This window comes from Streptomyces sp. ITFR-6 (assembly GCF_031844725.1).
Taxonomy (GTDB): domain Bacteria; phylum Actinomycetota; class Actinomycetes; order Streptomycetales; family Streptomycetaceae; genus Streptomyces.
In genome coordinates this window covers 2,357,949-2,375,899 of record NZ_CP134612.1, presented here as the reverse complement: position 1 = coordinate 2,375,899, position 17,951 = coordinate 2,357,949, and the positions used below count along the sequence as shown (strand labels likewise).

Annotated in this window: 18 protein-coding genes; 14 read left to right on the top strand and 4 right to left on the bottom strand. The window is 72.1% G+C overall.

The genetic code is table 11. From position 1 onward, the window contains the following. Positions 1-114: 114 nt before the first annotated feature. From RLT59_RS10500 to RLT59_RS10490, 3 genes are read right to left on the bottom strand one after another with little or no spacing between them, the layout of a single operon-like run. Positions 115-876: an AIM24 family protein gene (locus tag RLT59_RS10500; RefSeq protein WP_311303159.1), complete on the bottom strand. Its 762-nt coding sequence runs from the start codon at positions 874-876 to the stop codon at positions 115-117. Then, positions 873-1,523: an AIM24 family protein gene (locus RLT59_RS10495; protein WP_311303158.1), complete on the bottom strand. Its 651-nt coding sequence runs from the start codon at positions 1,521-1,523 to the stop codon at positions 873-875. Before RLT59_RS10495 ends, RLT59_RS10500 begins: the two co-directional genes overlap by 4 nt. Further along, positions 1,523-2,155 carry an AIM24 family protein gene (locus tag RLT59_RS10490; RefSeq protein ID WP_311307676.1) on the bottom strand — a complete coding sequence of 211 codons (633 nt, stop codon included), beginning with the start codon at positions 2,153-2,155 and terminating at the stop codon, positions 1,523-1,525. The genes RLT59_RS10495 and RLT59_RS10490 overlap by 1 nt, the downstream gene beginning before the upstream one ends. Before the next feature lie 177 nt (positions 2,156-2,332). Here RLT59_RS10490 and RLT59_RS10485 point away from each other — a divergent pair, with 177 nt between their 5' ends. The 10 genes from RLT59_RS10485 to RLT59_RS10440 all read left to right on the top strand — a co-directional run bounded on the left by RLT59_RS10485 (position 2,333) and on the right by RLT59_RS10440 (position 12,706). Then, a complete protein-coding gene (locus RLT59_RS10485; RefSeq protein ID WP_024494214.1) occupies positions 2,333-2,683 on the top strand; it encodes a DUF3817 domain-containing protein in 351 nt (116 codons plus the stop codon). After that, complete coding sequence (locus tag RLT59_RS10480; protein WP_073736846.1) at positions 2,680-2,973, top strand: MTH1187 family thiamine-binding protein; 294 nt, start codon at positions 2,680-2,682, stop codon at positions 2,971-2,973. The genes RLT59_RS10485 and RLT59_RS10480 overlap by 4 nt, the downstream gene beginning before the upstream one ends. A 46-nt stretch (positions 2,974-3,019) precedes the next feature. Next, entirely contained in the window at positions 3,020-3,868 is an 849-nt protein-coding gene (locus RLT59_RS10475) for a helix-turn-helix domain-containing protein (RefSeq protein ID WP_311303157.1), read from the top strand. A gap of 229 nt (positions 3,869-4,097) precedes the next feature. Further along, positions 4,098-5,192 carry an iron-siderophore ABC transporter substrate-binding protein gene (locus RLT59_RS10470; RefSeq protein WP_311303156.1) on the top strand — a complete coding sequence of 365 codons (1,095 nt, stop codon included), beginning with the start codon at positions 4,098-4,100 and terminating at the stop codon, positions 5,190-5,192. A 44-nt stretch (positions 5,193-5,236) separates the two neighbouring features. After that, on the top strand, positions 5,237-6,319 hold the full coding sequence (locus RLT59_RS10465) for a FecCD family ABC transporter permease (protein ID WP_311303155.1): 1,083 nt from the start codon (positions 5,237-5,239) through the stop codon (positions 6,317-6,319). Further along, the gene (locus RLT59_RS10460) at positions 6,316-7,395 is read left to right on the top strand and encodes a FecCD family ABC transporter permease (RefSeq protein ID WP_311303154.1); all 1,080 of its coding nucleotides are present in this window, start codon (positions 6,316-6,318) and stop codon (positions 7,393-7,395) included. Before RLT59_RS10465 ends, RLT59_RS10460 begins: the two co-directional genes overlap by 4 nt. After that, complete coding sequence (locus tag RLT59_RS10455) at positions 7,392-8,300, top strand: ABC transporter ATP-binding protein (protein WP_399125168.1); 909 nt, start codon at positions 7,392-7,394, stop codon at positions 8,298-8,300. Before RLT59_RS10460 ends, RLT59_RS10455 begins: the two co-directional genes overlap by 4 nt. Further along, positions 8,297-9,991, top strand: a complete 1,695-nt coding sequence (locus tag RLT59_RS10450) for an ABC transporter transmembrane domain-containing protein (RefSeq protein WP_311303153.1) — start codon at positions 8,297-8,299, stop codon at positions 9,989-9,991. Before RLT59_RS10455 ends, RLT59_RS10450 begins: the two co-directional genes overlap by 4 nt. After that, positions 9,988-11,799: an ABC transporter ATP-binding protein gene (locus RLT59_RS10445; protein WP_311303152.1), complete on the top strand. Its 1,812-nt coding sequence runs from the start codon at positions 9,988-9,990 to the stop codon at positions 11,797-11,799. The genes RLT59_RS10450 and RLT59_RS10445 overlap by 4 nt, the downstream gene beginning before the upstream one ends. Before the next feature lie 13 nt (positions 11,800-11,812). After that, positions 11,813-12,706 (top strand): siderophore-interacting protein, encoded by an 894-nt coding sequence (locus RLT59_RS10440; protein WP_311303151.1) that lies wholly within the window; start codon positions 11,813-11,815, stop codon positions 12,704-12,706. A gap of 10 nt (positions 12,707-12,716) precedes the next feature. On the opposite strand, the gene RLT59_RS10435 is transcribed toward RLT59_RS10440, so the two are convergent. Then, positions 12,717-13,706: an ArsR/SmtB family transcription factor gene (locus RLT59_RS10435; protein ID WP_311303150.1), complete on the bottom strand. Its 990-nt coding sequence runs from the start codon at positions 13,704-13,706 to the stop codon at positions 12,717-12,719. 86 nt (positions 13,707-13,792) lie between these two features. Here RLT59_RS10435 and RLT59_RS10430 point away from each other — a divergent pair, with 86 nt between their 5' ends. The 4 genes from RLT59_RS10430 to RLT59_RS10415 all read left to right on the top strand — a co-directional run bounded on the left by RLT59_RS10430 (position 13,793) and on the right by RLT59_RS10415 (position 17,926). Further along, a complete protein-coding gene (locus RLT59_RS10430; protein WP_311303149.1) occupies positions 13,793-15,175 on the top strand; it encodes an MFS transporter in 1,383 nt (460 codons plus the stop codon). Positions 15,176-15,185: 10 nt separating this feature from the next. Then, positions 15,186-15,695, top strand: a complete 510-nt coding sequence (locus RLT59_RS10425; RefSeq protein ID WP_311303148.1) for a MarR family winged helix-turn-helix transcriptional regulator — start codon at positions 15,186-15,188, stop codon at positions 15,693-15,695. Between the two features lie 76 nt (positions 15,696-15,771). Next, on the top strand, positions 15,772-16,104 hold the full coding sequence (locus RLT59_RS10420; protein WP_311303147.1) for a DUF3817 domain-containing protein: 333 nt from the start codon (positions 15,772-15,774) through the stop codon (positions 16,102-16,104). Positions 16,105-16,225: 121 nt separating this feature from the next. Then, the gene (locus RLT59_RS10415; protein ID WP_311303146.1) at positions 16,226-17,926 is read left to right on the top strand and encodes a coenzyme B12-dependent isobutyryl-CoA mutase large subunit; all 1,701 of its coding nucleotides are present in this window, start codon (positions 16,226-16,228) and stop codon (positions 17,924-17,926) included. Positions 17,927-17,951: the final 25 nt, after the last annotated feature.

The following is a 17,951-nucleotide window of genomic DNA, read 5'->3' as shown; positions in this document are numbered from 1 at the left end:
TACCTAAGAAGTTGAAATCCGGACGAAGTTAGTCGGTGTGACGCCCGGCACGCGCCGGCCGGGTCCCGCGAGTGAGGTGCGGACGGTTCGGCGTCACACTGCGCAGAGTACCGTTCACAAACCGAAGCGCCGTTGGAGGTCCCCCAGCTGGCCTGGGGTGCGGGCACTGGACCCAGGTTGACCCCCGCCCGGAACACCCGGCTGCTGCGGCACCGCCCCGGTCGGCTGCTCGGCCATCAGCACCTCGGTGGACTGGAGCAGCACCGTACCCGCGCCCACGAACTCGAACTGGTGCTCCTCGCCGGAGGCGCCGCCGATCCCGGTGAACGCCCGGAGCCCGCCCAGCACACCGGTCATATAGCCGTGGTCGTAGTGGTGGCAGGGCGAGGGGCAGTCCGCCCAGCCCACCAGCGCCTGCGGATCGACCCGCAGCGGCGGCTCCATGAAGACCACCGGACCGTTGGACGCGGCGACGAACTTCCCCGTGCCGATCAGTGTCAGGAAGCCCGGCACGATCGACTGCTTCAGCGCCAGCGTCGGCTGGTAGGCCAGCAGGTTGCCGGACCGGATCGTGAGGTTCCCGTCCTCCAGGTCGTAGGCGTTCACGTCGAACGCCCGGTCCGCGAGCAGCATCTTCCCGCTGCCCTCGGCCACCACCCAGTCGCTCGCGTGCAGCGGCGAGTGGAAGCTCGTACGGACCAGCCGCTCGAAGCGGCCGTGCCCGATGCCGTTGAACTCGATCCGCCCGTAGTAGGCGATCATCTTGCCCTTCTGCAGGAACCACTGGCTCCCCTTGAGCTCCACACAGAAGGTGTACGCGTTGACGTTGTCGTCCGACGGCAGCGTCATCGGATCGAAGACCACGGGCGTGCTCACAGCTTCTCCTCCGACGCCTGGACGTACACCGCACCACTGCCGCTCAGCTCCAGCTGGAACCCCTCGCCGGAGCCGCGCCCCACCATCTCGCGCCAGCCGAGCGCGGTGGAGAGCTTGTTGCGGACATCGCCGTGGTGGGCGACGTACGCCTGCGGGTCCACATGCACCTCGCGGCCCGGGGCGATCGGCAGCTCGATCACCCCGCCGTGTGCCATCACCGCCACCGCGCCGTGCCCCTTCAGCGTCGTGGTGAACAGGCCCTGGCCGCTCACCTGGCCGCGCACCATGCCCATCACGCCGCCCTGCGAGCCCATGAACATCGTGCCCTGCTGGAGCGCGCCGTCGAAGGCGAGCAGCCGGTCGGCCTCCACGTAGAGGGTGTCCCCGGACAGGTTGATCACCTGGATGTGGTGGCCGCCGTGACCGAACATCACGGTGCCGTTTCCCTCGACCGTCATCAGCGGGGCCGCCTCGTTCGCCACCCGGCGGCCGATCATCGACATCACGCCGCCCTGACCGCCCTGGATGTTCGGTGTGAAGGACACCTCGCCCCGGTAGGCCAGCATCGCGCCGCGCTGGCTGAACATCTTCCGGCCGGGGACCACCGTCGCCTCGACCATCTTCGAGTTGATCTCGCGGAACGGCATCAGAGATCGCCCCCGATCGTGTTCCGCTCACTGGGCTGGACGTAGACGAGTCCCTCGCCCTCGAAGCGGATCTGGAAGGACTCGCCGGACCCCTCACCCATCAGCGTCCGGAAGTTCACCCCGGACTGGAAGTGCTGCTGGAGGCTGCCCTGGTGGGCGATGTAGGCGCCGGGGTCGACGAACAGCGGGTACTGGGCGGAGACCCGCAGGGCCACGGCGGAGCCGTCCGACATGATCGCCGCCTGGCCGGTCCCCTCGACGGTGGTGGTGAACAGGCCGTTGCCCGTCCCGCCGCCGCGCAGCCCGGTGAAGGTGGTGCCGGTCCGTAGTCCGGCGTCGGTGCAGAGCAGATTGCTCGCCTCGACGTGCAGCTTCTCGCCGCGCAGCGAGACGAGGCTGATGTCGCTCGCCCGGTCCGCGAAGTAGCAGGTGCCCTCGCCCTTCACCTCCATCACGGCCATCTGCTCGCCGGTCAGCCGACGGGTCACCATGCCGCGCAGGCCCTCACCGCCCCCGGTCATCTTCTTGAACGCCATCCGGCCGTCGTACGCGACCATCGAGCCGTTCTTCGCCTTGACGGCGTCGCCGGTCAGGTCGACGGCGAGCGTCTTGCTGCCTTGGAGTCGGAACATTGCCACGGTGCGACGGTAGCCGCCGGAAATCAGGCCCGTCCCGCGAATGAGGACAAGGAGTGCCCGAAGGGCGCGAAACGGCCCCCGCTACACGTGCGGACGGCGGCCGGTGCCACAATGGTCGCGCTTGTGCCTGCGTTCACAAGCTGTCACCGTCCTCCCACCGAAGGTGCCCCCGTGGACATCAAGACCGCCACCGCTCTGCACCGGCTGCGCCTCATCTCGATTCCCGAGGCGCTGTCCTTCCCCGCGCTGATCCTCTTCGGCTCGGTGCTGAGCAGGATCTCCGACATCGACTTCCTGATGATGCCGCTCGGCATGCTGCACGGCGTGCTCTTCGTGATCTACGTCGTGCTGCTGCTGGACGTCTGGAACAAGACCAAGTGGCCGCTCAAGCGCGTCGCGTTCTTCTTCCTGCTCTGCGTGCTGCCGTTCGGCGGTCTGTACGGCGACAAGGTGCTGAAGCGCTACGAGGCCGACGGCGTCATCGCCGCCCGCGCCCGCCGGGAAGGGACGGTCAGCGCATGATCGTCGCCTTCTCCGTCAGCCCGCTCGGCGTCGGTGAGGACGTCGGTGAGTACGTCGCCGACGCCGTCCGCGTCGTCCGCGAGTCCGGGCTGCCCAACCGCACGGACGCCATGTTCACCTCCATCGAGGGGGAGTGGGACGAGGTCATGGACGTCGTCAAGCGCGCCGTCGCCGCCGTCGAGGCGCGGTCCGGACGGGTCTCCCTCGTCCTGAAGGCCGACATCCGCCCCGGCGTGACCGACGGTCTGAACTCCAAGGTCGAGACGGTCGAGCGATACCTGGCCGACTGACACCGGGTCACTCCGGCCGAGCCGCAAGTTAGGGTAGCCTAACTTCATGCTGGCTACAGTCCCGGGCCGTGAGCGCGGCGAGCCGCTCCCGGCGGCCGCGCTCCGATGGGCCGAGCCGTCGGCGGGCGGCGCCCAGGTGTCCGCCCCCTATCTGCTCACCACCGCCGTCCTCGGCGGGAGCCCCCCGGTCGCCGTCGGTGTGCACACGCACTCCGACGGACTCCTGGTCTGGCCCCGGCACGGTTCGCTGACGCTGTACACCCGCAACGCCGTGCGCCGGCTCGTGCCGGGGCAGGGGATCTGGCTGCCGCCCGGCACCCCGCACGACTCCTCGGCCGACCCGGGCGGCGTGAGCTGCTACACCTACGTGACCAGTGCGGCGATTCCGCCGCACTGGTCCGACCTGCGCCCGCTGCGGGTGCTGCGCGCGCTCCAGGAGATGCTGCTCCACCTCGACACCACGTCGATGCCCGACGATCTCCGGCTGCGGACCCAGCGCGTCGTCCTGGACCTGTTGGAGGACGACCCGCATCCGGCCATCGACGTCCCCGTCCCCGAGGACGCGCGCATCCGCGCCCTCGCCGACGACGTCATGCGTGATCCCGAGAGTGAACTCTCGCTGGAGGCGTGGGCGGCCCGGCACGCGCTGAGCGTGCGTACCGTCACCCGTGCCTTCGGCCGCGACGTCGGCATGTCCTTCGCGCGGTGGCGGTCGCTGGTGCGGATGTCCGCGGCGACGACGCTGCTGGCCCAGGGGCGTCCGGTCGGTCTGGTCGCGCACCGCTGCGGCTACTCCACCACGAGCGCGTTCTCCGCTGCCTTCCGCCGGGTGACCGGGGTCAGTCCGACCGGGTACCTGCGCGATCAGGCGGTACCGGCGCAGGCCGGCCGCTGACGATCCCGCCGCGCACCGCTCCGTGCGCCGATTCGGCGGGTGGCCGAATCACGACACACCCTGGCCGGTTCGCGCCCCCTGCGGGCACCTCTACTCCTTAGTGTTCACTTAGGTGAGGGTTACCTAAGTAGAAGTGCGGTCCGGTCGCGTACGCGTCGTTCCGCCACGGGCGCCCTCCCCGTACATCCGCCGTCGCTCCACCGCGACGCGCGCAGATCCGAGGAGAAGCATGTCCATATCCATCCCGGCCGGCCGCGGAACGGGCGCCGTCGCACGCCTCATGGCGCTGATGCTCGCGGCCGTCGTGGTGCTGGCGGGCTGCGGCAGCGGCAGCGGCGGCTCCGGGCCGGACAAGGCGGAGGCGAAGCCGGGCAGCGCCTCGGGCGCGTTCCCCGTAAGCATCAAGCACGGCCACGGGACCACGACGATCAAGGCGAAGCCGAAGCGGGTCGTGGCGGTCAGCTGGATGTCGCTGGACGTGGTCGCGGCGCTGGGCACGGTCCCGGTCGGCGTCGACAAGCAGTGGGGCGGCGACAAGCAGGGCTACACCCCGTGGTTCCGCAGCACGGTCGAGAAACTCGGCGGACCACTGCCCGAGACGCTGAACTACGGTGACGCGGGCGAGATCGACTTCGAGCAGATCCTCTCGCTGAAGCCCGACCTCATCGTCGGCCTGTACTCCGGCATCTCGGACGTCGACTACAAGCGCCTCTCCGGGATCGCCCCCACCATCCCGTACCTGAAAAAGCCCTGGGACGGCGGGACCTGGCAGGAGATGACCCGCACCATCGGCAAGGCCATGGGTGAGACGAAGAAGGCCGAGAGCCTCGTCACCGACGTCCGGGGCCGGCTGACCGCGGTCACCGAGGAGCACCCCGAGTTCAAGGGCAAGACGTTCACCTACGGAGTCGCACTCACCCCCGGCTCGACGGAGGTCGGGCTGTACCTCAACTACGACGCCCGGGTCCGGCTGCTGACCGAGATGGGCTTCCGCAACACCCCGTCGATGAAGGCGATCGCGTCCACCGCCAAGGGCACCAACTGGTACGGCGGGGTCAGCCTGGAGAAGCTCGACACGATCGACGCCGACATCTTCGTCGGCTGGGCCAACGGCGCCGACGATGTCCCCTACTCGCTCAAGGACCCGCTGTTCTCGCGCTGGAAGCCGATCGCCGGGAAGAACTACGCCTTCGTGCAGGACCCGGCGATGGGCATGGCCACCAGCGGACCCTCGGTGCTCTCCATCCCCTGGGCGCTGAAGCGCTACGTCCCGATGCTCGCCGACGCCGTCTCGGGCAACGGGAGCACCGGCGCGGACTCCTGACCGCCGTCCGCCGCCCCATGTGACGCCCTCTCCCAAGGACAACCATGACGACCGCCTCACCCACGGGTGACCTCACCACCGGCGCGGAGCGCGCCGGGCCGGACCCGCGCGGCGCCGCGGGCCCGGCCCGGCGCACCCGGTACCGCCCGCTGATCCTGCTGGCCGCGATCGCGCTGCTGCTCGTCGTCGCCGTCCTCAGCGTGATGGTCGGCGCCCGCTCCATCGCCCCCGGCACGGTGTGGGACGCGCTGTTCCACTTCGACGACTCCGACGAGCACGTGATGGTGCGCGAACTGCGGGTTCCCCGCACCGTGATCGGGCTGGTCGTCGGTGCGGCCCTCGGCCTGAGCGGCGCGCTGATCCAGGCGTTCACCCGCAACCCGCTGGCCGACCCCGGCATCCTCGGCGTGAACGCGGGCGCGAGCCTCGCGGTGACTTTCGCCGTCGCCGTGCTCGGGTACACCGGAGCCGGTCAGTTCATCTGGTTCGCCCTGGCGGGGGCCTTCGGGCTCACGGTGCTCGTCTACACGCTCGGCTCGATCGGCGCGGACCGGGGCAGCCCGGTCAAACTAACCCTCGCGGGCGTCGCGTTCACCGCCGTATGCGGCGGCTTCACCTCCGCCATGGCGCTAAAGAACACCACGACGTTCGACGTCATGCGGTTCTGGGGCGTCGGTTCCATCGGCGGCCGGTCGCTCGACATCCTCCCCGTCGCCCTGCCCCTGATCGGCGCCGGGATCGTCCTCGGACTGTGCAGCGCGGGCTCGCTCAACACCCTGGCGCTGGGCGACGACCTCGCCCGGTCGCTGGGCACCCGCCTCACCCTGACCCGGCTGGTCCTGGTCCTCGCCGTCACCCTGCTGGCCGGGACCTCGGTCGCCGTCGCCGGCCCGATCTCGTTCGTCGGGCTGATGGTGCCCCACGTCGTCCGCTGGTTCACGGGACCCGACCAGCGCTGGATCCTGCCCGTCACGATCGTCGTCGCGCCCGCCTTCCTGCTGGCCGCCGACATCATCGGGCGGGTGGTCCTGCCCTCCGGCGAGATGCGGGTCGGACTCGTCACCGCGCTCGTCGGCGCACCCGTCCTCGTCGCGCTCGTCCGGCGCCGGAAGGTGAGCACCCTGTGACCACCGCACCCACGAAACACCCCGCACCGGACCGGGCCGACTTCGGCCGGACCGTCTGGGCCTGGCGGCGCCCCGGCCTGGCCCTGCGCGTCGAGCGGCGGACCGTCCTCGTCTGCGTCGCCCTGGCCGTCACCGTGGCCGCCCTCGGCGTCCTCACCCTCGGCACCGGGTCCATCCGGCTCACCCCGGCCCAGGTGCTGTCCGCCCTGTTCGACCCGGACGCCGACCCCCGAGACCGGCTGGTGGTCGTGACCTGGCGGCTGCCACGCCTGCTGTTCGCGATTCTCTGCGGAGCGGCGCTCGCCATCAGCGGCGCGCTGTTCCAGTCGCTCACCAGGAACCCGCTCGGTTCGCCCGACGTGATCGGCTTCGCCTCCGGCTCCTACGCGGGGGCGAGCGTCGTGATGCTCGTGCTCGGCACCGCCAACTACCTGGCGGTCGCCTCTGGTTCACTGATCGGCGGGGCGCTGACCGCGCTCCTGGTGTACCTGCTGGCCTACCGCAAGGGACTGGCACCCTTCCGCCTCATCATCGTGGGGATCGCCGTCGGCGCCTTCCTCTCCTCCCTCACCTCGATGCTGCTGCTCTCCGTCAACCCGCAGCAGGCGATGCTGGCGGCGACCTGGGGAGCGGGCTCCCTCAGCGGACTCGGCTTCGAGCAACTGCGGCCGACCGCAGCCGTGTTCGTCGTCCTGCTGATCTGCTCCGCGGCCGTGGCGCGGCCCCTGGTCCATCTGGAACTGGGCGACGACGCGGCCGTGGCCCTCGGGGTCCGCGCCCAGCGCGCACGCCTCGCTGCCACGCTCACCGGGGTCGCGCTCACCGCGCTCGTGACCGCGGCCGTCGGCCCGATCTCGTTCATCGCGCTCGCCGCGCCGCAGATCGCCCAGCGGCTGACGCGCGGCTCCACCACGGTCCGGATCGGGCCCGCCGCGCTGACCGGCGCCGCGGTCCTGACGGGCGCCGACTTCGTCGCCCAGCGCGTCGACCTGCCCGTGGGCGTCGTCACGGTGTGCGTCGGAGGCGCCTATCTGGCCTGGCTGCTCGCCCGCCGGTACGCGGGGCGGCGGGGATGAGCGCACCAGCCCCGCCGCCCCCGGCGCCCGGCCACCCGAGCCCGCCCGCCGCCCGTCCGCGAGGAGTACCCGTGACCGTCACGACGCAGCCCACCCGCACCCGCACCCCGGCTCCGGCACGCCTTGAGGTGCTCGACGCCTCCATCGGCTACGGCCGGCATCCGGTCTCCGAGCACCTGGACGTAGCCATCCCGGACCGTTCGTTCACCGTCATCATCGGCCCCAACGCCTGCGGAAAGTCGACCCTGCTGCGCGCCGTGTCCCGGCTGCTGCGGCCCACCGCGGGCAAGGTCGTCCTCGACGGCCGGTCCATAGCGGAGTACGGCTCCAGGGAAGTGGCCCGGACGCTCGGGCTGCTGCCGCAGTCCTCGGTGGCGCCCGACGGGATCACCGTGGCCGACCTGATCTCCCGCGGACGCCACCCGCACCAGAGGCTGATGCGCCAGTGGACCCGGCAGGACGAACAGGCGGTCGTGGACGCCATGGCGGCCACCTCCGTCACCGAGCTCTCCGGCCGAGCGGTCGACGAACTCTCCGGCGGCCAGCGCCAACGCGTCTGGGTGGCGATGGTCCTCGCCCAGCAGACCCCGATCCTGCTGCTGGACGAACCGACCACGTTTCTCGACATCGCCCACCAGATCGACCTGCTGGAGCTGTTCACCGATCTGCACCGCGCCGGGCACACCCTCGTCGCCGTACTCCACGACCTGAACCACGCGGCCCGCTACGCGAGCCATCTCATCGCCATGCGCGACGGCCGGGTCGTCGCCGAGGGCACCCCGCAGGAGGTCGTGACCGCCGCCCTGGTGCGGGAGGTGTTCGACCTGCCCTGCCAGGTCGTCCCCGACCCGGTCACCGGCACCCCCATGGTCGTCCCGCTGACCCGCCGACGGGACGCCCGGTGAACCCGGCCACCACCGCCACCGGCGGCGGACCCGGTCCGGACAGCGGTGCCCCGGGGCCCAATTCCGTCGCGGCGCTGTTCCGGGTCGCACTGCTGCGCGACGGCCGGGGCCGCCTGCTCGCCCTCACCACCCTCGCGTTCATGGTCCACCAGCTGTGCGAGGCACTGGTGCCGGTCCTCATCGGCGTGGTCATCGACCGGGCACTCGCCCCGCAGGACCGCTCCGCCCTCCTTCAGTGGCTCGGCGTCCTCGGCGCCGTCTTCGTCGTACTGTCCCTGTCGTACCGGCGGGCGTCCACGGCCATGGTGGACGTCTACGGCCACGGCGAACACGAGCTGCGGCAACGGGTGATGGCCCGGCTGCTGCACCCGCGCTCGCTGCGCCGCGGGCCCGGCCCCGGAGAGGCGCTCTCGCTGGTCTCGTCCGACACCTACCGCGTCGCCGGGGTCTCCTGGAGCGTCGTGCAGCAGGCCTCGACGGTCACCGCGATCCTCACCGCCTCGACGGCCCTGCTGGTGATCTCCGTACCCCTGGGCCTGGGCGTCATCGCCGGCACGGTCCTGGTGCTCGTCGTGATGCGCCGGGTCTCGATGCCCCTGGAGGCGCGGGGACTGGCCGAGCAGAGTACGGCGGCCAGGGCCGGCGAGGTGGCCACCGACATGATCACCGGACTGCGGGTGGTCATCGGCATGAACGCCCGAGCGGAGGCCGCCCGCCGCTACCGCGCCGCGAGCGGGGAATCCAGGCGCGCGGCCGTGGCCACCTCGCGCTCGGTCCTGGCGTACGGCAGCCTCAGCAGGCTGCTGTCGGGAGCGCTCCTCGCCGCGCTCTCCACGGCGTCGGGATACCTCGCACTCGACGGCAGCATCACCATCGGCCAGCTCGTGACCGTCCTCGGACTCGCCCAGTTCCTCCAGGGCTCGCTGACCCACGTCGGTACGTTCGCCTCCAACTGGTTCCACAAGCGGGCCTCCGCCCGCCGGCTGGGCGGCCTGCTCGACGAACCGCACCTGATCGGCCCCGCCGGCACCGGCACCGGTGACAGCCCCGCCCACCTCACCGCCGGCCCCCTCCCCGCGCTGCGGTGGCACCCGCCCGAGCACGGCGAGCCCCTCGACCTGCGGCCCGGCGAACTCCTCGGCGTCGTCCCCCGCCACCCCGGGCACGCACGCGAGCTCAGCGACCGGCTCGGCTACCGCGTCCCGCTCCGCCGGGGCGAACTCCTGATCGACGGCACCGATGCCGTCGACCTCGGACCGGAGCCGGTGCGCGCCCGGATCGCGGCCCCGCCCCACCACGGCGCGGTGTTCTCCGGCACCCTGCGCTCCAACCTCACCCCCGCGGGCGGTGGCGGCGACCCGGCCGTGCTGCGGGCCGCGATGCTCGACGACGTACTCGAACTGGTCGGCGGCGACCAGGCCGAAGTCGGTGAGCACGGCCGCAGGCTCTCCGGCGGCCAGCGGCAGCGCCTGCTGCTCGCCCGTGCCCTGCACTCCGACGCCGACCTCGTCGTCCTCGACGAACCCGCCACCGCGGTCGACCCGGTGACCGAGCAGCGCATCGCCGCGGGACTGCGGGGACTGCCCGTCACCACGCTCCTCATCACCAGCAGCCCGATCCTGCTCGCCGCCTGCGACCGGGTCGTCGACCTCGGCGGCGCCCGCCCCGGACCGAACGGAACGACCAGGTGACCCCCGCACACGGCACCCTGCCCATCGCCGGCCCCCGCCGCACCCGCGAGGAGATCGTCCGCCGGCTCGGCGCGCACCGCGCCCGGCTGGCCGCCGCGCTGCTCACGCTGGGGTCCGGCACGGCCGTCACACTCGCGACGCCCCCGGTACTCGGCGCCGTCGTGGACGCCGTCGCGGACGGGGCGGGCCGGGGCCGCGTCACGGTGCTCGGCGCGGTCCTCGTGCTCGTCGCCGTCGCCGGGTCCGCACTCGCCTACGCCGGTGGCCGGATGCTGGTCGTCCTCGTCCAGGGGGTGCTCGCCGCGCTGCGCGAGGACGTGTTCGAGACCGCGGTGCACCTTCCGGCGAGCACGCTGGAGTCCTCGGACAGCTCCGATGTCGTCTCCCGGGTGACGCGTGACGTGGAAGCGGTCTCCGAAGCCGCCTCCGACGTGCTTCCCGATGTCACCGACGCGAGCTTCACGATCGGCCTGAGCCTGGTGGGCCTCGCGCTCCTCGACATCCGCCTGGCCCTGGCCGGACTGGTCTGCCTGCCCGTCCACATCCTCGCGACCCGGCAGTTCCTCGCCCGCTCGCACGTCGTGTACGCGGACATCCGCCGGCTGGAGTCCACCCGGGGCCAGTCCGTCATCGAGGCGGTGCACGGCGCCGAGACGATCCGTACGTACCGTTCGCAGGACCGGCACCTCGGCGCGCTGGCCGCACACAGCGAACTGGCCATCGCACGGCAGCGCGACGGCGTGCGGCTGCGCAACCGGTTCACGGGCCTGCTCAACGCGGCGGAGTTCCTCGGCCTCGCGGCCGTACTCGTCACGGGTTTCGCGCTGCTCGGCTCGGGCGCCGTCTCGGTGGGCGCCGCCACGGCCGCGGCCCTCTACTTCCACCGCCTCTTCGGCCCCGTCGGGGCGCTGCTGGGGAGCCTGGACGACATCCAGCGGGCGACGGCCGGGCTGTCGCGGCTGGTCGGCGTCACCGACCTGGGCCGGTCCGGTGCCGGGCACGGGCGGCCCGGCACGGGGGACGCGCGCCACCGCCCGGCGATCGACGTCAAGGGCGTCTCGTTCTCGTACGACGGCGGCCGCGACGCCGTGCGTGACGTCTCGTTCCACGTACCGCCGGGTTCGAGCCTGGCGCTCGTCGGCGCCAGCGGCTCCGGGAAGAGCACCCTGGCCCAGCTGATCGCCGGGCTGGCCGAGCCCGACCGGGGCGAGATCACCGCGGGAGAGGCGGCGGCCGGGCGGGTCCCGTCCCGGTACCTGGTCACCCAGGAGATCCATCTGTTCGGCGGCACCCTGGCGGACAACCTGAGGATCGCCCGGCCCACCGCCACCGACGACGAACTCCGCCGGGGCCTGGCCGAGGCCGGGGCCGACTGGGCGCTGGGGACGGAGGCGGGGCTCGATACCGTCCTCGGCGCCGGGGGCACCCCCGTCGACGACGGGTCCGTCCAGCACCTCGCGCTGGCCCGCGCGCTGATAGCCGACCCGGACGTCGTCGTCCTCGACGAGGCCACCGCCCAGTCCGGCCAGCAGATCCGAGGCCCGCTCCAGCAGGCCCTGGGACGCGTCACCCGCGGACGTACCAGCGTGATCGTGGCGCACCGACTGGAGCAGGCGCGCGACGCCGACCGCATCCTCACGCTGCGGCGCGGCGAGGTCGTCGAGCAGGGCACGCACGACGAACTGCTGGCTTCCGGGGGCGAGTACGCGGCCCTCTGGCAGGCGTACACGGGCAGAACCGGCCGCCCCTGGACGACCGCGGCCGATCCCGACGACCGAACCGAATCCACCCCACCCCCTCACCTCTGAAGGAGCAGCACCCATGACCATTCACCGCGCCGTGGTGGCCCGCGTCCGGCCGCTCACCACGACCATGGCCCGCATCACCTTCCACGGCGAGGGCCTCGCCGCGTTCACCTCCACGGGCGTCGGCGACGAGTACGTCCGGCTGTTCCTCCCGCACGGCCCGGACCGGACCGATGTCTCCCTGCCCGACTCGACGGAGAACGGCGGCTGGCGGACCCCCGAGGGGCGGCCCGAGGCCCCGGTGCGCACGTACACGATCAGGTCCGCCCGTCCGGAGGCCGGCGAGATCGACATCGACTTCGTGCTGCACGGCCACGGGACGGCGTCCGGCTGGGCCGCCGCCGCCCGCCCCGGTGACGTCATCGGCCTCAACTCCCCGACCGGCCTCTACAGCCCCCCGGCCGACCTCGCCCGGCAGGTACTGGTCTCCGACCTGGCCGGTCTGCCCGCCGTCGGACGCCTGATCGAGAACACCCCGGACCACGTCATCACCCGGGCCGTCCTGGAAGTCCCCGACCCGTCCTGCGTCCAGCCGCTGCCGGACCGGCCCGGTGTCCGGGCCACCTGGACCTACGGCGGCAACGGCCATGGCCCCAGCAGGCTGGCCGAACTGGTCGAGGCCGCGATCCCGCCCGGCACCGACCTGACCGGCGGCTACGTGTGGGTCGCGGGGCAGACGGACGCCCTGCGCGCGGTGCGGCGCTACCTGCGCAAGGAACTGCGGCTCCCCGCCGAGCGCTTCAAGGTCGTCGGCTACTGGATGCCGGACGGCGAGTCCTGGACCCGGCGCTACGAAGCCCTGCCCGCCGCCGTCCGGTCCGGGCTGGAGAGCATGTGGCACGACCAGGACGACGAGCCGGAGGACCTCGCCATCCGCTACGAGGACCGGCTCAGCACGCTCGGACTGTGACCCGGGCCGGTCACGGGTGCTGCGGCACGGCCAGCGCGATCCCGAGCGGCGTCCGCTCGTACAGCACCTGGTGCCCGTATCTGCGCGAGGTCAGCAGCCCCGAGGACCGCAGCACCGACAGGTGCTCGGAGACGGAGGACGGCGCGAGGGCGAGCCGGTGGGCGAGCGCGGTGGTGCCGGCCGGCTCGTCCAGCGCGCACAGGACGTCGGCGCGGACCCGGCCGAGAAGCCGGGCCAGCGCGTCCGGGGTGCGGTCGCCCGGCTCCGTCCAGAGTCCGCCGATCCCGCGTGCCGGATAGATGACCGCGGGCAGCCAGGGGGCCTCGAAGCCGCCGACCACGTTCGGCCAGGCGAACACACTCGGCATCAGCACGAGGCCCTGCCCGCCGAGCACCCGGGAGTGCCGGCCGGCCGTGCGGGCGATGGTGAGCGTCGAATCCGCCCAGCTCAGCTGCGGGCTCAGTTCGCTCAGCAGCCGCTCGAAGCCGACTGCCGCGAGCCGCCGCGAGTGATACGCCACATCCGCCTCCAGCAGCGCCCGCAGCCGGGGCCAGTGCGGCTCGATCAGCGCCCGCCAGGCCCGCTCCAGCAGATCGGCCAGCTCCCGCACGGTCCGCGCCGGATCGGCCAGCAGCGCCCGCCCGGCGGGGGAGTCCAGCGCCCCGGGCCGCTCCGACAGCGCCCACGCGATGTCCTCCCGCGCCAGCGCCGGATCGACCGCCCGCACGCCCGCGATCTCCTCCTCGAACGAGGTGAGCGGCCCCAGCGGCGGCGGGCAGAAGAAGTCCGGGCTGTGACCGCGCTCGTTCATCAGCAGCCACAGCGGCCCGAGATCGAGCCCGGCGGCCGCCTCCCGGATCCGGCGCAGCCACGGCAGGTGATACCCCTGCCGCTGCGGCGTGGCCAGCACCCGCACGGCGGCCTGGGTCTCCCCGAGCGGGGAGAGCGCGAACCGGCAGCGCAGCAGATCGCTCTCCTCGAAATGCAGATGGAACGGCATGCGCGGCCTCGGGAAGAGTTGCGTGGAAGATTCGGCTGGGACCGAAAGTCTACGGACCGTGTGCAGCGCTCCCGCAGGCTGCGTCCATGCCGAGAGACACCGATCCGCCGACGGGCGGCCACCCACCCCGCGACCCGGAGCGCGCCGGTTCCCCTGACCCGAGCGAACCGCCCGCGCTCCGGGCCCCCGCGGTCCCCGTCGACGTGCCGGAGGAGCCCTCCCGCGGCTACCGGGCCGTCTTCGCCGTCGTCGAGTTCCGCGCCGTCTTCGCCGCGCACCTGCTCTCGCTGCTCGGCGTCGTCGTCAGTGAGCTCGCGCTGACCGTCCTCGTGTACGACCTCACCGACTCACCCCTGCTCAGCGCCCTCACCTTCGCGCTCGGCATGCTGCCGTACCTCGTCGGAGGCACCCTCTTCGCGGGGATCGCGGACCGCTACCCCGCGCGCCGGGTCCTGGTCACCTGCGACCTGATCTGCGCGGCCTGCGTCGCCGTGATGGTGCTCCCCGGCACCCCCGTCGCCGGACTGCTCCTGCTGCGCTGCCTGGTGGCCGCCGTGTCACCGGTCTTCACCGGGACGAGGACGGCCGCGCTCACCGACATCCTGGGTGAGGGCGACCTCTTCGTGCTGGGCCGCTCGCTGCTGCGGATCGTCTCGCAGAGCGCGCTGCTGGCCGGCTTCGGCGTGGGCGGGCTGCTGCTGACGGTGGTCTCGCCGCGCGGTGCGATCACCATCACCGTCGCCACCTTCCTCTGCTCGGCCGCGCTGCTCAGGCTCGGCACCCGGGACCGGCCCGCCCGTACCACGGGCAAGGGCGGCGGCACCCTGCTGGGGGAGTCGCTCGCGGGCGCCCGGCTGGTGCTGGGACACCGCCGGATCCGGGCACTGCTGCTGCTCTTCTGGCTGCCCCCGATGTTCGTCGTCGCGCCGGAGGCGCTGGCCGCCCCTTACGCCGACGAGATCGGTGTGGGCAGCGCCGCGCTCGGGCTGCTGATGTGCGCGATGCCGGTCGGCTCCATCGCCGCCGAGCTGTACACGGGCGCCGCACTGAGCCCCCGTACCCGCTCCCGCGTCGTGCTGCCCCTCGCCGGGGCCGGGCTGCTGCCCCTCGTGCTGTACGGGTTCCGTCCCCCGGTGGCCCTGGCGGCCGTCGCGCTGGTGCTGGCCGGGGCGGGTTCCGCGTACGTCATCGGGCTCGACCAGTGGTTCGTGGAGGCCGTCCCGGACGAGTTGCGCGGGCGAGCCATGACCGTGCTCACCGCCGGGCTCATGACGCTCCAGGGCGTCGGCATGGCGCTGGCGGGCCTGGCCGCCGAGTTCTTCCCGGTGCACCAGGTGGTCGCCGGGGCGGGAGCCGTGGGCACCCTGTGCCTGCTGGTGCTCGTGGCGGAGGCCCGCAGAACCGCACCCGCTCACCGAATTCGGACCGAAGTTCGAGACGGGGCGGACCAGCATATGACCAGTGGGTAAGGTCGATGCCGTGCCGAAGCCGCTCAGTCTCCCCTTCGATCCCATCGCCCGCGCCGACGAACTGTGGCAGCAGCGCTGGGGCCCGGTGCCCTCCATGGGTGCGATCACCTCGATCATGCGTGCGCAGCAGATCCTGCTCGCCGAGGTCGACGCGGTGGTCAAACCGTACGGACTGACGTTCGCGCGGTACGAGGCGCTGGTCCTGCTCACCTTCTCCAAGGCCGGTGAGCTGCCGATGTCCAAGATCGGTGAGCGGCTGATGGTCCACCCCACGTCCGTCACGAACACCGTGGACCGGCTGGTGCGCTCCGGCCTGGTCGACAAGCGCCCCAACCCGAACGACGGGCGGGGCACGCTCGCCTCGATCACGGACAAGGGCCGCGAGGTCGTCGAGGCGGCCACCGAGGACCTGGTCGCGATGGAGTTCGGACTCGGGGTCTACGACGCCGAGGAGTGCGGCGAGATCTTTGCGCTGCTGCGGCCGCTGCGGATCGCCGCCCAGGACTTCCAGGAGATCTGAGCGGGTCCGCGGAGGGCGCGGTTCCGGGCCCGGCCCGCTGCAAGATCGCCCCGGACGTCCGGTTAGGCTCGATGGCATGAAACGCAGTGTGCTGACCCGGTACCGGGTGATGGCCTACGTCACCGCCGTCATGTTGCTCGTGCTCTGCACCTGCATGGTCTTCAAGTACGGCTTCGATACCGGCGAGGGCCTGACGCTCGTCGTCTCGCAGATCCACGGCGTGCTCTACATCATCTATCTGATCTTCGCCTTCGACCTCGGCTCCAAGGCGAAGTGGCCGATGGGCAAGCTGCTCTGGGTGCTGGTCGCCGGCACGATCCCGGCGGCCGCGTTCTTCGTCGAGCGCAAGGTCGTCCGCGAGGTCGAGCCGCTGCTCACGGACGCGGCCCCGGTACCCGCGAAGGCCTGACCGGAGACGGTCCGAAGGCTGTTCCGGGCCCGCGTCCGAAGCCCGGTCCCAACCGCCCCGCGCAAAGCGCCGGGCGGTTTGCCATCGACATTTACTAGGACGTCCTAGTAAATTTGTACGCATGGACGCTGACGCGATCGAGGAAGGCCGCCAACGCTGGCAGGCCCGTTACGACAAGGCCCGCAAGCGTGACGCGGACTTCACCACGCTCTCCGGGGATCCGGTCGAGCCCGCCTACGGCCCCCGGCCGGGGGACGCGTACGAGGGCTTCGAGCGGATCGGCTGGCCCGGTGAGTACCCCTTCACCCGCGGGCTGTACCCGACCGGCTACCGGGGCCGCACCTGGACGATCCGCCAGTTCGCCGGCTTCGGCAACGCCGAGCAGACCAACGAGCGCTACAAGATGATCCTGGCCGCCGGCGGCGGCGGCCTCAGCGTCGCCTTCGACATGCCCACGCTGATGGGGCGCGACTCGGACGACCCCCGCGCGCTCGGCGAGGTCGGCCACTGCGGGGTGGCCATCGACTCCGCCGCCGACATGGAGGTCCTCTTCAAGGACATCCCGCTCGGTGACGTCACGACGTCGATGACGATCAGCGGACCCGCCGTGCCCGTCTTCTGCATGTACCTGGTCGCCGCCGAGCGCCAGGGCATCGACCCGGCCGTGCTCAACGGCACGCTCCAGACGGACATCTTCAAGGAGTACATCGCGCAGAAGGAGTGGCTCTTCCAGCCCGAGCCCCACCTGCGTCTCATCGGTGACCTGATGGAGCACTGCGCCCGCGACATCCCCGCGTACAAGCCGCTCTCCGTCTCCGGCTACCACATCCGCGAGGCCGGAGCCACGGCCGCGCAGGAGCTGGCGTACACCCTGGCCGACGGCTTCGGATACGTGGAGCTGGGCCTCTCCCGGGGGCTCGACGTCGACACCTTCGCCCCCGGCCTCTCCTTCTTCTTCGACGCGCACCTCGACTTCTTCGAGGAGATCGCCAAGTTCCGCGCGGCCCGCCGGATCTGGGCCCGCTGGATGAAGGAGACGTACGGCGCCAAGACCGACAAGGCGCAGTGGCTCCGCTTCCACACCCAGACCGCCGGAGTCTCGCTCACCGCCCAGCAGCCCTACAACAACGTCGTGCGCACCGCCGTGGAGGCGCTCTCCGCGGTCCTGGGCGGCACCAACTCCCTGCACACCAACGCCCTCGACGAGACCCTCGCGCTCCCCTCCGAGCAGGCCGCCGAGATCGCCCTGCGCACCCAGCAGGTGCTGATGGAGGAGACCGGCGTCGCCAATGTGGCCGACCCGCTGGGCGGTTCCTGGTACGTGGAGCAGCTCACCGACCGGATCGAGGCGGAGGCCGAGAAGATCTTCGAGCAGATCAGGGAGCGCGGCACCCGGGCCCACCCGGACGGGCAGCACCCGATCGGCCCGATGACCTCCGGCATCCTGCGCGGCATCGAGGACGGCTGGTTCACCGGCGAGATCGCCGAATCCGCCTTCCGCTACCAGCAGTCGCTGGAGAAGGGCGACAAGCGGGTCGTCGGCGTCAACGTCGCCCACGGCTCGGTCACCGGCGACCTGGAGATCCTGCGGGTCAGCCACGAGGTCGAGCGCGACCAGGTCAGCGAGCTCGCCGGCCGCAAGAGCGGCCGCGACGACGCCCGGGTGGGCGCCGCGCTGGACGCGATGCTGGCCGCCGCCCGCGACGGCTCCAACATGATCGCCCCGATGCTCGACGCCGTACGCGCGGAGGCCACCCTCGGCGAGATCTGCGGGGTGCTGCGCGAGGAGTGGGGCACCTACACGGAGCCGCCCGGGTTCTGACAGACAGTTGGTAGTTACAGGTGTC